This is a genomic window from Bacteroidia bacterium (assembly GCA_026932145.1).
Classification (GTDB): Bacteria; Bacteroidota; Bacteroidia; order J057; family JAIXKT01; genus JAIXKT01.
Genome location: JAIXKT010000057.1, coordinates 13,622 through 28,899, shown reverse-complemented (window position 1 = coordinate 28,899; position 15,278 = coordinate 13,622). Strand labels below are relative to the sequence as shown.

11 protein-coding genes are annotated in these 15,278 nt (G+C 36.3%); all 11 read left to right on the top strand.

From position 1 onward, the window contains the following. Window positions 1-6 precede the first annotated feature (6 nt). The 11 genes from LC115_13190 (at window position 7) to LC115_13140 (ending at window position 15,208) form a co-directional block, all read left to right on the top strand. Complete coding sequence (locus tag LC115_13190) at window positions 7-987, top strand: DUF3078 domain-containing protein (protein ID MCZ2357623.1); 981 nt, start codon at window positions 7-9, stop codon at window positions 985-987. Between the two features lie 166 nt (window positions 988-1,153). After that, a complete protein-coding gene (locus LC115_13185; protein ID MCZ2357622.1) occupies window positions 1,154-2,029 on the top strand; it encodes a cation diffusion facilitator family transporter in 876 nt (291 codons plus the stop codon). A 260-nt stretch (window positions 2,030-2,289) separates the two neighbouring features. Beyond that, window positions 2,290-2,964: a response regulator transcription factor gene (locus LC115_13180; GenBank protein MCZ2357621.1), complete on the top strand. Its 675-nt coding sequence runs from the start codon at window positions 2,290-2,292 to the stop codon at window positions 2,962-2,964. After that, entirely contained in the window at window positions 2,952-4,274 is a 1,323-nt protein-coding gene (locus LC115_13175; protein ID MCZ2357620.1) for a HAMP domain-containing histidine kinase, read from the top strand. Before LC115_13180 ends, LC115_13175 begins: the two co-directional genes overlap by 13 nt. Before the next feature lie 73 nt (window positions 4,275-4,347). Beyond that, window positions 4,348-4,788 (top strand): PepSY-like domain-containing protein, encoded by a 441-nt coding sequence (locus LC115_13170; GenBank protein ID MCZ2357619.1) that lies wholly within the window; start codon window positions 4,348-4,350, stop codon window positions 4,786-4,788. Next, entirely contained in the window at window positions 4,781-7,204 is a 2,424-nt protein-coding gene (locus tag LC115_13165; GenBank protein MCZ2357618.1) for a TonB-dependent receptor family protein, read from the top strand. The genes LC115_13170 and LC115_13165 overlap by 8 nt, the downstream gene beginning before the upstream one ends. Before the next feature lie 413 nt (window positions 7,205-7,617). Further along, a complete protein-coding gene (locus LC115_13160) occupies window positions 7,618-8,871 on the top strand; it encodes a TolC family protein (protein ID MCZ2357617.1) in 1,254 nt (417 codons plus the stop codon). A 12-nt stretch (window positions 8,872-8,883) separates the two neighbouring features. Then, window positions 8,884-9,666: a PorT family protein gene (locus LC115_13155; GenBank protein MCZ2357616.1), complete on the top strand. Its 783-nt coding sequence runs from the start codon at window positions 8,884-8,886 to the stop codon at window positions 9,664-9,666. Between the two features lie 123 nt (window positions 9,667-9,789). Further along, window positions 9,790-10,137, top strand: a complete 348-nt coding sequence (locus LC115_13150; GenBank protein ID MCZ2357615.1) for a YbaB/EbfC family nucleoid-associated protein — start codon at window positions 9,790-9,792, stop codon at window positions 10,135-10,137. 66 nt (window positions 10,138-10,203) lie between these two features. Then, window positions 10,204-12,375 carry an RNA-binding transcriptional accessory protein gene (locus LC115_13145; protein MCZ2357614.1) on the top strand — a complete coding sequence of 724 codons (2,172 nt, stop codon included), beginning with the start codon at window positions 10,204-10,206 and terminating at the stop codon, window positions 12,373-12,375. A gap of 292 nt (window positions 12,376-12,667) precedes the next feature. Continuing rightward, a complete protein-coding gene (locus tag LC115_13140; GenBank protein ID MCZ2357613.1) occupies window positions 12,668-15,208 on the top strand; it encodes a T9SS type A sorting domain-containing protein in 2,541 nt (846 codons plus the stop codon). Window positions 15,209-15,278 lie beyond the last annotated feature (70 nt).

Here is a 15,278-nt window from a genome sequence, read left to right as displayed (position 1 = left end):
AACTACATGACTACAAAGATATTCTTATTAGCTACTATAACCAGCGTTTCATTAACAGTTTTTGCGCAGACAACCGAAAAAGAAAAAAATCTAAGAACCCAATCAGCAGATACCACACAAGGATGGCGAAAAGGCGGAATACTCGCCATTAATCTTGCTCAAACCTCCTTAACCAATTGGGCAGCAGGAGGGGATAACTCCATTTCCATAAACAGCCTCCTGAGTGTCTTTGCCAATTACAAAAAAGAAAAATCAGCTTGGGATAATTCCCTTGACCTTGGCTATGGCCTCCTAAAACAAGGAAAAAACGCAAAATTCATAAAAACAGATGATAAAATTGACCTTCTGTCTAAATATGGAAGGCAGGCTTTTAGCAATCATTGGTATTACGCAGGGCTCTTAAACTTCAAAACCCAAATGACACCCGGATACAATTATCCAAACGATTCCATAAAAATCTCAACCTTATTTGCCCCTGCCTATATTATTGGAGCTATTGGGCTTGATTACAAGCCAATTAGTTATTTCAGCTTATTCATAGCACCAATAACCACCAAAATCACCCTCGTAAATGACCAAACGCTTGCAAATGCCGGATCTTTTGGAGTCGAAAAAGCAACTTATGACACCCTGGGCAATGTTCTTACCAAAGGTAAAAAATCCAGAATTGAACTGGGAGGCTATCTGAGATTGATTTTCTCTAAAAATGACTTTAAAAATGAGTTCCTGAAAAACGTTTCCTTTACCACCAAACTCGATTTATTTTCAAACTATCTATACCACCCGGAAAATATAGATATTAGCTGGGAAACCCTAATCGCCCTGAAAGTAAATAAATATATATCCGTCAACCTAACTACCCATCTCTTGTATGATAATGATATTAACATCATTATAGATACCAACGGAGACGGCAAACCGGATGTATTGGGCCCCAGAACACAATTTAAAGAAATCCTCGGCGTTGGCTTCTCCTATAAATTCTGATTTTTGATAAAAATAAAAACAGGCTTCGTAAAACGCATTCAGAAACAAATTACTAAATTTGGGTTTTTAGTGCATAACTTCATCTCTAAATAATTAAATTACTGAATATCAATATAAAATGTTGATATTCAGTAATTTAATTATTAACTGTAATATAAAAATGGCTATCTCTCACGAACAAACAGCGATAAAAGCAACCTATTTTAGTATTCTGGGAAATATAAGTCTTGCTATTATAAAGGGACTTGCCGGTTTTTTCGGAAACTCTTATGCACTTATTGCAGATGCAATAGAGTCCACTACGGATATTTTTTCTTCTTTCTTAGTTTTATTTGGGCTTAAATATGCCAACAAGCCGGCTGATAAAGACCACCCTTATGGGCACGGGCGCGCTGAACCCTTAATCACTTTTTTAGTAGTTGGCTTCCTGATTACATCTGCAACCGTAATTGCCTACGAAAGCATACAAAATATCGGAACACCACACGACCTCCCCAAGTTCTGGACACTATTTGTGCTCATCCCGCTGATTATTTGGAAAGAAATCTCTTTTCAAATAGTAATGAAAAAAGCCAAAGAATCAAATAGCTCATCGCTAAAAGCGGATGCGTGGCATCATAGAAGTGATGCTATCACCTCCGTTGCTGCGCTAATTGGCATCTCTATTGCCTTATATTTTGGTAAAGGCTACGAAACAGCAGACGATTGGGCAGCCTTATTTGCCTCCGGATTTATATTTTACAATAGCTATAAAATTTTTAGACCTGCACTTGGCGAAATAATGGACGAACATTTATATGATGACCTCGTTGAAGACATCAGAAAAGTATCCCTAACAGTTGAGGGCGTTACCGGAACTGAAAAATGTTTTATCAGAAAAGCAGGAATGAAATATCACGTGGACCTACACGCAATCGTAAACGCTAATATTACCGTAAAAAAAGGACACGAAATCGCCCACAAACTCAAAGATACCTTGCGTAGCGAAATACCACAGTTAGGGCACGTCTTAATCCACGTTGAACCAAATGAATACGACTGATTAGCCTATAACAGAGTACAGAAATCCCCTTGTTATCAGCATATTATCTATAAAAATTAACCCTTAATGTAAGGATTATTAGAGCCTCTACACACAAAAAAATATCTATTTGTAGGTGTTTTTTTAAATCTTTATCGAAGTTCATTTGAGGTTATAAACAGAAGGATTTTTCTGAAAAAACTATCAAAAGAACCATTGAAAATCAGATAATTAATTACATATAAACTTTGCGTTCATGATTTCTATGGTAAATTTGGCGAATGAAAATTTTGATTGTAGAAGATGAAAAAGAATTAGCACAAGACATTGTAAAATACTTATCGGGACAAAACTATGTGTGTGAAGTAGCGGAAACCTACAATCAAGCAACCGATAAAATCTCTGTTTATCAATATGACTGTATTTTGTTGGACTTAATGCTTCCAGACGGAAGCGGGCTTGACCTTTTAGAACTTTTAAAGCAGCAAAATAAACAGGACGGCGTAATTATCATTTCTGCAAAAAATTCTATTGAAGACAAAGTAAAAGGGTTACAAATTGGGGCAGACGATTATCTGGCAAAACCGTTTCATCATTCAGAACTTTCAGCAAGAATACATTCCATTATTCGCAGGAAACAATTTAACAGTTCAAATATCATTCAGCAAAACGAAATAACGATCGACTTGTTAGCTAAGACAGTAAAAGTGAACGAATTTGAGATTTCATTGACGAAAAAAGAATTGGATTTATTGCTGTTTTTTATCGGAAATAAAAACCGAGTGATCTCAAAAAGTGCATTGGCAGAACATTTGTCGGGCGACATTGCCGATATGTTTGATAATCATGATTTCGTTTATGCCCACGTTAAAAACCTAAAAAAGAAATTAACAGAAGCGAGCTACGGCAATTATATCAAAACAATTTATGGAACAGGCTACAAATGGGAAGCGTAAAACTTTTAAATAGAACATTTTTTGTTTATATAGTATCAAGTATCATCGTTTTACTTGTTGCTGCACCAATCTTTTATTTTTCAATGGTCTATTTATACATAAATGATATTGATGAAACATTGCACTTGTACAAAAAAGAGTTTAAACATTATTATTTACCAAATTTCAAACAATCGGAAATTGAGAGTTGGAATAAATACAACCGAGATATGAAAATAGAGCCGAGTGATATTTATACCAATCAGCATACTGCTTATTTCTACAAAGATTTTTTCGATGTGCTTGATGATGAAAAAGAGCCCTATAGAGTAATGCAATCACCTATTGTGATTGAAAATAAACCATACATTTTTACTGCCCGAATTAGTTTAGTTGAAACAGAAGATTTAATTGAAAGCATTGCCGTCGTTTTTGTTGTTTTAATTGGCTTATTATTAGGTGTTTTAATTTTTGTTACCAATCGCTTTTCAAAGAAAATTTGGCAACCATTCCACAGCACCCTTGAAAAACTAAAATCGTTTGACTTAACTACACGACAAGGTATTTCATTTGATAAAACAAACATTAAAGAATTTGAAGAGCTAAATCAGTCGTTACAAAAACTGATTGATAAAAATATTTCAGTTTACAACCAACAAAAAACATTTATTGAAAATGCTTCACACGAATTACAAACGCCATTGGCGATTTTAAAATCAAAGTTAAATTTATTGTTACAAAACAAAAACATTACAAGCGAACAAGCAGAATTGCTAACTGCAATTGATTTACCACTGGCACGAATGACAAGAATAAATAAAAACTTGTTGTTATTAGCAAAGATTGAAAACAAACAGTTTTCAGAAGTTGAAACTATTGAACTAACCGAAGTAATAAACGAAACACTTGAATTGTTGTCTGACTATATTACAACAAAGCAAATTATTGTAGATAAAGGTTCTTCGACAAGCTCGGGACAAGCCTTTGCTGAAAAATTATCGGTTGTTTGCAACAAAACGTTACTTGAAATTCTGGTCAGTAATTTGCTTATCAATTCCATTATTCACAATTCTGAAAACGGAAAAATCAACATTTCAACTTCTTTCAGTGCAGATATTGATTTTCCGAACAAAACACTAACAGTTTCCAACACAGGAAAAACAGCATTGAACAACGAAAAATTATTTGAACGTTTTGCTGTTGCATCTTCACAAAATACCAACAGCGGTTTAGGGTTGGCGATAGTGAAAGAAATTTGCAACCGTTATCAATGGCAAATCAGCTACGCTTTTGAAAACGGGTTTCATTCGTTTACAATAAAATTTTTGTGATTGCTACGCAAATTCTAAATTTCTTCTAAATCAGGTTGCACCTTTGCCTTATTAAATTTAAAATTTTAAGAAAATGAAAAAGACAGTAATTTTATTGAGCGTAATGTTCACAGTATTATCCGCCAACGCACAAAAAATTTCGGACAAAGAAGTTCCGGCAGTTGTAAAATCAGCATTACAAAAAAACTACCCCAACGCAAAGGAGTTGAAATGGGAAAAAGAAAAAGGCAATTACGAAGCAGAATTTGAAGTTAATGAAACTGATTATTCGCTTTTGATTGACGCTTCAGGAAATATTTTAGAAACAGAAATAGAAATCAAAGTTGATGCGCTACCTGCAAAAGTGAAAGATTACATTACTAAAAACTACGCAGGGCAAAAAATCAAAGAAGCTACAAAAATTACCAGCAGCAAAGGTGTTGTTACATACGAAGCAGAGGTAAAAGGAAAAGACTTGATTTTTGACAGCAACGGAAATTTTATTAAAGAAGAACCAGAAAACGACAATGACTAAAACGTTATTAAGAGCAACACTTGTACTCAACATGTTGCTCTTATTTTCAACCAGTATTTCTTCAGCCCAAATATCATCTATTACACTTTCGGGAGTCGTAAAAGACAAAAATGAGAAAGCCGCTTTGCCATTTGTAAATGTTGTTTTGAAAGCCGAAAAAGATAGTTCCTTCGTAACCGGCACCATTACAGACGATGAAGGAAGATTTACCCTTACAGGTATCAAACCCAATAATTATTTTCTGGAACTTTCTTACATCGGTTATACTACTAAAAAACAAGCACTTTTTGTAGGAAATCTCTCAGCGTTTCTGAATATAGCAACTATTGAGTTGGAAGAAGAAAATAAAACCTTAGAAGAAATTGTGATAACCGGAAAAGCAGATGACGTAAGTGAAAAAATGGACAAAAAAACGTATTCTGTTGATGATAATATTAGCCAGGGAGGGGGCTCTGTCTTGCAAATCATGCAAAACTTACCCAGCATTACGGTTCAGGACGGAAAAGTGCAGCTAAGAGGCAACGAAAAAGTAATTATCTTGATTGACGGTAAACAAACTGCAATGACCGGCTTCGGTAGCCAAACCGGATTAGATAACATCCCCGCCTCTGCCATCGAAAAAATTGAAATCATAAACAACCCCTCATCAAAATACGATGCCAACGGTAATGCCGGAATTATCAATATTATAATGAAAAAAAACAAACAAGATGGCTTTAATGGAAAAGCTGGCTTCACAACGGGCTTAGGAGCTTTGTGGGTGCGTAAAGAAAATTTACCAACCATCAGGCCACAATATACTTTTACACCAAAGATAAACCCATCCCTCTCTTTCAATTACAGAAAAAGAAAAACAAACGTTTTTTTTCAGGCCGATAACTTATACACGCAAACGCTGAACAAAAACGAATTTGTAGCCAGAACTTATGATGATAAAACAATTATCAAACAACAATTAAAACGAAACAGGAATACGAACTTTTTTACTTCAAAAGCGGGAATTGATTGGTATATTAACGACCAAAATACCTTAACTGTCTCGGGTTTGTTTGGAAGTGAAAAAATAACTGACCGAGGAGACCAGCCTTTTTTTAACGCGGATTTATCAACACGGCTTCGCCTCTGGCAGTTTTTAGAAGATGAACTAAAAACAACCATAATGGCCTCAGCAATTTACCAGCATAAATTTAAAGAAGCCGGACATTTGTTAAATGCTGGGTTTAATTATACTTTTCACAGAGAAGATGAAAAGTATTTTTATGATAATTATTTGCCAAATTCAACAGGGACAGACGCTTTTAAGCTATTATCTGATGAACAAGTTTATGATTTTAATGTCGATTATATACAACCCTTGAAATATGGAAGAATTGAAACAGGTGTAAAATTGAGGAATAGGATTATCCCAACAAATATGAATTTTATTGCCGGAATAAATTCGGTTTTAGATATGGGTGCTGGCGGCTGGGCAACTTACAAAGAAGTGATACCGGCGTTATATGGAAACTATGTTCTGGAAAACGCCAAGTGGGAAGCTGAATTAGGTTTAAGAATCGAATATGTAAATATCAATTATGAAGTAAATCCCAATCACAATACCTACAAAAGTAGTGGTTATGACTATACTCAGCCATTTCCAAATTTTCGTTTAGCTTACAAAATTAATGACCACCATAAATTTTCACTTTTTTACAACCGAAGAGTAGATAGGCCAAATGAAGTGGACATTCGCATTTTCCCAAAATATGATGATGCAGAAATTATCAAAGTCGGTAATCCTGCATTACGCCCACAGTTTACCAACTCATTTGAATTGGGGTATAAAACAAGTTGGGAAAACGGCTATTTTTATTCGGCAGCATATTATCGCTTTGCAAACGCAACCATTACACGAATTTCAACCATTGTTCCGAACAGTACTTTAATTTACGCCATATTTCAAAATGCAGGAAAAAGCTACAATACAGGTATGGAATTTATACTAAACCAGGAAACTGCCAAATGGTATTCATTCAACGTCAATGCAACTATTTATCGCAGCCAAATCAATGCTTTCTCAATAGAAAACCTTTATCCTATTCCCCATACTTTTTCTGCCGAAAAACAGACAATTTTTTCAGGTAACGTAAAGCTAAACAATAACTTCCATTTACCCAAAAAAGTTGAATTGCAAATAATAGCCGTTTATTTAGCACCTGACATCATTCCGCAAGGAAAAATCGGACAACGTTTTTCGTTGGATTTAGGGCTAAAAAAATCTATCCAAAAAAGTAAAGGAGAATTATTTTTCAATGCAACTGATTTATTAAACACAATGGTCATCAAAAAAGAGATTCAGGGGAATGGATTTAGCTACACCAGTGCAGACTACTACGAAACACAGGTAATTCGGTTAGGCTATAACTATAAATTTTAGCTCATAGATAGAGCCAACAGGTAGTTATTTTTGTAAAAAAATAGCTGAAATACAAATTTTAATTATAGAAGATGACCAACGGGTAGCCGAGCTCATTCAAAGAGTATTCTGCCGAAAATAGACGGTAACAAATATTCAAAGTCACTTTCTGTTATACTTGTTTGATTTACTAACTTTCCTTTGCCTATTTTGAAGGCTGATTTTGATTTTGCCATACTGGAGCACATAGCTAATCATCTTTTTATTCTATTGAGCAAACTATTTCTGTTTTTATTAATATCTTTGTTCTCATAAAACATTAACTTATCTAAAGTCTATTATTTGCTGGAAAAGAAATTTGGCAATAATTTTGGCATCGAGACATCTTCTGAAGGATGAAAAGAACTTTATTTATATTGTGTATATGCCTTTTTGTGGCAAAAGCATTTACACAAAACAAACCTGAATTTATTGATACCTCTTTTGTACAAATTAAAATTGATTACACTGACTATTTAGCATTAGTTGGAAAAAATAATTTGAATTATGCGGCACAAAAATTCAATATCAATATTGCCAATGCGCAGATAGAAACTGCTAAAATCTTTCCTGACCCTCAAATTATTTTTGGCTATTTTGATAATGGACAGCGAAGGATGAATATGGGCTACGGGTTTAATTCAGGGCTTAATTGGACATTGGAGTTGGGGGGCAAACGCAAGGCAAGGATTAACTTAGCAAATAGCCAAGCAGAACTTGCCCACTATTTATTACAAGATTATTTCCGCAACCTTCGGGCAGATGCCACACTTGGTTTTTTAGCAGCAATGAAAGATAATTTGCTGCTGGATATATTATCTAATTCATATCTGCAAATGAGCAAATTGGCTCAATCTGACAGTATCCGGTTTAAATTGGCCTCAATCACACAAGTGGACGCAAGACAAAGTAAATTAGAAGCCGGAATGATGCTTAACAACGTGTATCAGGCAGATGCACAATTTAAAAACTCATTAATCAGCCTTTGGTTGTTATTAGGGGTAAAGCAAACCGACACACTATTTTTACCGCAAGGTGATTTTTCTAAGTTTGAACGAAACTTCATTTTATCCGATTTAGTAATAACGGCACAAAATAACCGCGCTGACCTATCCGTGGCCTTACAAAACAAAAATATATCGCAACACATCTTACAATTAGCCAAAGCAAACCGGATAATTGACTTAGGGATTGCCACTGGTATAACCTACTCTTCTTATGATAGAAACATTATTGCCCCAACACCCTCTTATGCACAGGTAGGCATAGGCATTTCTGTGCCGCTAAAGTTTTCTAATAACCATCCGGGTGAACTCAAAACAGCTTATTACAGTAGCTTGCAGGCAGAAACCCAATACCGACAAATTGAATTACAGATCCAAGATGAGGTAGTACAAGCCTATTTTAATTATCTCTCTATGCAAAAACAGGTGCAGCAATTTAACACAGGCTTGCTTACAGAAGCCCAAGCGGTCTTAGACGGAAAAATATACAGTTACAAACGGGGTGAAACTTCGCTACTTGAAGTGTTAAACGCACAAAGAACATTTAACGAAGTACAGCAAGATTATTATCAAACGCTTTATTCCTATGCTGCCGCTTTGGTGGAGTTAGAAAGAGCAGCCGGCATTTGGGATATTAACTTTTAAAAAATCAGCAAAATGAAACAGATAACCAACATACTTATTGCTTTTTGCTGTTGCAGTTTTGTATTCGCACAAAACAAACCCGAAACCCAAAATCCAAAACAAAATACAGAAATTGACACTACAACAAAATTTCGTAATACTTTATTTAAAAGCGGCAGCGTTTTATGGGGCATAAAAGCAGGCTTTAGCTTATCCAATATTTATGGCAGTGATATTGATTACGTTTTTGCCAATAACGAGACAAACTTTCAACCAGCCTTTCATCTTGGAATTTGGGTGGATACAAAAATCGAAAAACATCTTTACCTCAAACATGAACTACTTTTTAACCAGAAAGGTGCAGGCGTAACCCTAACTGACAGCATCAACGGAAACTATTCTGCACAATTTAAAACCTATTATTTAGACTTTTTCCCAATCAGCCCTACACTTTATTTCAAAGGTGTTCAGATTTATACAGGGCCTTATATCAGTGCATTGATAGATGCCCAAATAAATCGAAAAGATGAAACCGGAAAGACCTTTATTGACCACAGTATTTTTGGCAATCCAAGTCAATTTGAAGACAAATCAAAATATCTACAAAAAATGGATTTTGGAATTGAGGTAGGTTTAGCATATCAACTTCCCTATAGTTTATCCATTGGTGCAAAATATACGCATGGTTTTTTTGACATCTTTCAAAGTGCTAATGGCTACATAATAAGCGGTAATAAGCATGAAATAAAGATTTATAACCGCGCTTTTTGGCTGTCAGTAAGCTATTTATTTAACGGAAAAAGAAAAATAGAATAACCCTTTTTAGCAATAACACTGAATTAACGAACTTCCCAAAATGCTGTATTATTCCAAAGAGAAAGAAAATTCTCTGAACAAAATGTATTTAAACTTTGTAACTTTACCGAAAAATTATTCACGATGAATTTTGCAGATATGTTTGGCAAGGTTAGCCAAATGCAACAAGATATGGAGAAGGCAAAAGCTCACTTAGACGAGATCTTTGTGGAGGCCGAAGCAGGCGGAAATATGGTTCATGTAAAGATGTCTGCCTCAAAAAAAGTAAAGCAAATTACTATTAATCAAGAACTTTTAACGTCCGGTGATAAAGAGGGTTTAGAAGATTTATTATGCACCGCCTTAAATAAAGCCTTAACTCTTGCCGAAGAACGCCACCAGCAAGAGATGGGGCATTTTACCCAAAATATTCTGGGAGATATGAACCTACCCAACATCCCCGGCTTAAACTTAGGCAACCTCGGCCTCTAAATAAATACAAAATCATCATACAAAAACCTGTATCCTGCTAAATTAATTTAGCAAATAGGAAGATTTATGGAAATACAAGACCTCGCTATTAAAATAGCCAAGCAGATTTCTTTGCCTACGGCAAATATTCTATCCGTATTAAACCTCATAGAACAGGAGGCTACTGTTCCCTTTATAGCCCGATACCGCAAAGCCCAAACCGGCGGCTTAGATGAAGAGCAAATCCGCCAAATTATCAAGCTCTCTAACTACTTTCAGGAGTTAGAAGACAGAAAAAAAACCATTCTGAAATCAATTACAGAGCAAGGCAAACTCACCCCCGAACTCCAACTTCAAATAGAAAATTGTGAAGATGCTACTATTTTGGAGGACTTATACCTCCCCTTCAAAGTAAAAAGGAAAACAAAAGCCGTTATTGCCTTAGAAAACGGATTAGGCCCGTTAGTTGAAATTGTAAAAACAGCACGCACCGGAAACCCCACAGAAATCGTTTATCCCTTTTTAAAAGGAGATATTTGCACCCAAAAAGAAGCCTTAGATGGCGTACAATACATTATTGCAGAGGAAATTACCGAAAATACCGCATATAGGGCTTTGGTTAGAAAGCACTTGCAGGATTATGGAACTGTTTCCAGCACCGTCAAAGATACAGAGCACAAAGAAGCTACCAAATTTGAAATTTATCATGAATTTCAATGTAATTTAAAACGAATCAAGCCATATCAGATTTTAGCTCTAAATAGGGGCGAGTCTTTGGGGGTTTTATCTGTAAAAATAACCGGAGATTCAGAGTTTCTACTTCAGCAAATAATTCAGCAAGAAAAAGTATCATCTAACCTACTATTTGAAGAGACGTGGCATGGAGGCATTAAGTTAGGCTTAAATCGTTATTTATATCCTTCATTGGAGAGAGAAATCCGCAGTAATTTAACGGAAGTATCTGATAAACATGCAATTACAATTTTTGCTCAAAACCTAAAAAGTTTGTTGATGCAGCCGCCTTTAGCTGGTCACATTGTTATGGGAATTGACCCGGGATTTGCTTCTGGATGCAAAATTGCCGTAATCAATGAGTTAGGAACTTATTTAGAGGGAGATGTGATGTATCCGACTCCACCCAAAAAAGCCACTCAAGATGCCGAAAAAATCATGTTACGCTTAATTTATCGGTATCAAGTAACCCTTATTGCAATCGGAAATGGAACAGCATCTCGGGAAACCGAAGTATTTGTGGCATCGGTAATCCAAAAAAATAACCTCCCCATTCAATATCTGATAACTTCTGAAGCCGGTGCTTCTGTGTATTCTGTTTCTACGATTGCCCAAAAAGAATTTCCGAAGTTAGATGCTACTGAGCGCGGAAACATCTCCATTGCCAGACGAGTGTTAGACCCTTTAGCCGAACTTATTAAGATTGACCCGAAATCTATCGGAGTGGGGCTTTACCAACACGATGTAAACCAACGCCTATTGGAGCAGGAATTAGCCGCCGTTGTAGAATCCTGCGTAAATGAAGTGGGAGTAGAACTAAACAGCGCCTCTGCCGCTTTACTGTCTTATGTTTCCGGCTTAACGACCAGAGTAGCAGAAAATATCGTAGCTTATCGCGAAACAAATGGAAAATTTAAAAATCGTACTGAACTAAAACTTGTCAAAGGAGTTGGTGAAAAAGCCTTTGAGCAATCTGCCGGTTTCTTACGCATTAGAGATGGTAATGAACCTTTAGATAATACCGCAATTCACCCGGAGTCATACCCAAAAGTGTATCAACTTGCCGAGGTTTTGAAGCAGACCAAAACAGAATTACCCCGAATTGCGCTTGCCTTGAGCCAACAAAAAGAGCCTGAACGGGTTAAACTTTGCACGGCATTAGACCTCGACACACATACTTTAAACCTTATCCAAGAAAACTTAGCAAAGCCCGGCAGAGACCCACGTGAAAGTATCTCTAAACCAGTACTCCGGTCAGATGTTCTCAAACCGGAAGACCTACATACCGGAATGACCTTAAATGGAACCGTCAGAAATGTAGTGGATTTCGGAGCATTTGTAGATATTGGCTTAAAAAATGACGCTTTATTACATATATCTAAAATTCAACTTAATAAGCGGATTACTAAGCCAATGGACGTGCTGAAAACCGGACAAGTATTACAGGTAATTATTGATAGTATTGACCTTGAAAAAAACCGAATCAGTTTAGCTTGGGACGGAAAACTTGCCGAAGTCTCTCAATAGAATAAGTAACCAATTTCTAATCAGTTAGATAACTCAATATCATAGTACAGTAATTTTAAGCTCCGCTCTTTTTCAATCCCTTTTGGGATACTTTTATACTTTGGTAATGAAATGTAACTCTGAGTGATTCTTTACGCATAAATTGTAGAAATACGTCTTATTACTTAGCTTTTTCTCATATTTTCTAAACCGCAGTCCTAAATTAAAACAATTCCAGAAATTAGTTTTGGTCTTTTGAAATATTTAGATTAATTTTGTTAAAAAAATTGATTATTACATTTACGCACTGATTATGAAGAATATTTTTACATTATTTGTTTTTTTATACATCATTTCTTATTGGGTAGCTGATGCGCAGCCGAGTTGTACAGGGTCCGGTGTTTCGGTTATCAGAAGCAATGCTACAGGAAATTGGGATGTATGTGCAACATGGAATCCCTTAGATGTTTCATGTGCAGCTTGGCCGGGAACCATTAATGAGAATCGTTATCATAACATTTTAAATGGCTATACCGTTACAGTACCGGCTGCGCCGGTAAACCCCACTACTCTGCGTTCAAAAGGAATTTCCGTTCTATCTGGAGGGAAATTAGTAGTGAACAAAAAGATAGATCCGCCAACCAATACGGCAGCCAATATTTATGTAGCGGGAACTATGGACTTCCAAATTGGGTCAGGGAATACAATGGATTTTGCCCAAAATTCAAGTACAAGCTACTTAGTTGTTTGCTCAGGAGGTGTAGCCAACATCACCAGCGGTACACTGAAAGTTTCAAGTGTTACGGTAAAATCCGGCGGTACGCTTAATATGAGTGGCGGAACTATTATGCGGAAGTTAGGCGGTATTACTTTGGTGGTAGAATCCGGCGGAACAGTGAATATCAACTCTTCATCAGGTGGCTTTTCAACATGGTCTTCCGGAACTTTATATACGCAAATTGACGGTACTTTTGACTGCAAAAACTATCTTTCGTCTGATGCTACTGCCTCAAATTTTTCTTTAGGGCAGGTGTGTGTGGCGAGCAACACTACAAGCGGCAGAATCCGTACCCAGACAGCTTTTATTCCTGTTCCCAACGTAGCATCTTATATGGGTGCAACAAACAACTTTTTTGGTTTTAACAGCAATTATGGCGGAACTGTTGAGTATTACGGTTCTTCCAGTATTACCTTAAATAGTGGTATTACAAACGTTAATTCATGCCCGTATTACTATGATTTAGAGGTAAATTTGTCCAGTGGAGCAAAGTTAAATTTAGGGCATTCCAGTTGTACGCAAGTTATTGGGGCTTTGTACTTAAAATCAGGAAATATCAATTTAAACAGCCGTAAAATATTACTTCGTGGAACGGTTTCTTATACAGGGAGTAACTATATTGAGTCAAACTCAAGTTCAGACTTAACGATTGTTGGAAAACTTTCCTTCATAGGAACCCCGTGTGAAACTTATTCTACCTCTATTACTACCGATATTCCGTCTATTGGTGGAACCTCTATTCGTTCTCAATCAGGTTCTATTGATATTCAGTATCCACAGTTACGTTTTTCGGCATCTTCGGGTGGTTCTGCCACCATTGGCACTTTAAAAGTATATCGCTCTGATGTTGTGTTCTTACGTTCTAATTTGACGGTTACGAGTTTGTTGAGCGTAAAACAAGGTATTTTAAAGACTGACGAAACAAATTTGGTATATTTGAGCAACGCTTCTCCCAGTGCATTTGAGCACCAAACAACCGGATATTCAGCCATTCCCGGCTGGATTTCCGGGCCGCTAAAGCGAAAAATAGGCGTTGGATCCTATGATTTTGGGGTTGGTTATCAATCTGTTACAAGTTATTCGACAGTAGATAGACTTAGATACCGTCTCTTTACGATGGATATTTCAGCCTTATCAGGTTACACAGATTTAAAGGTTAAGTTTGTAACCCCACTTAGTCCTGATTGTGACGGATCTTTGGTTGCCGTAGATGGTTCTTTAAGCTACCTAAAACTGCATCCTGAAGGCTACTGGAATGTGGTAACTTACGGGTCAGGTACAATTACTTATGACGAAAAATTATATATCCATCAGTTTACGAGTCCGGCATTGGTAGATAACCAGTTCGGGCCTCTTAAACGTTCCGACGGTCTTACGGAATGTAAAGATTGGAGTACCGGCGGTGGAACGCTAAATGCCGCCTCAACTTCGGGGCGTATTCATGAAAACTCAGGCCCTTTGGAAATAGGTTATGCACAACGCAACGGATTAATAGATTTTTCTGATCACGGTATCGGAATTACTGATCCACCTCCAATGCTGGTAGAATTAGCTGATTTTCAGGTATCTATACTGCCAAATACCAACGTACTTTTAAAATGGGCTACAGCTAAAGAAGTTAGCAACCAGTTTTTTGTGATACAAAGATCCTCTGACGGGCAAGTTTTTGAAGATATTAAGACGATAGCCGGTGCCGGAAATTCCCATCAAATCTTAAATTATCAGATTACAGACTCTTCCCAAAAACGTGGATTAGTTTATTACCGCTTAAAAATGATTGATTATCAAGGAAAAAGTTCTCAATCAGAAATTAAATCTGTCTTTATCCCAGATAATGAATTTGTTAATGCGTATTTTTCTCAAGCGGATATTCTTACGATACAAACAAATTTTGTTGATGAAAGACCTGCAACCATTGAGATCTATAATTTAGCCGGAAAAGTAGTTTTTCACCAAAACATTAACATTTTGCAGGGATACAATACCACACCTTTGGCGATAACATTACCACAGGGAATTTATTATCTAAAACTAACAACTCCCAAATCAAGCTATCAAATCAAGTTTATTCGCTGACATCAGAAAAAATACTAAATTTAACTCGGCCTAATAACAACTTTGTGTGTTATTAGGCCGAAAATTTTGA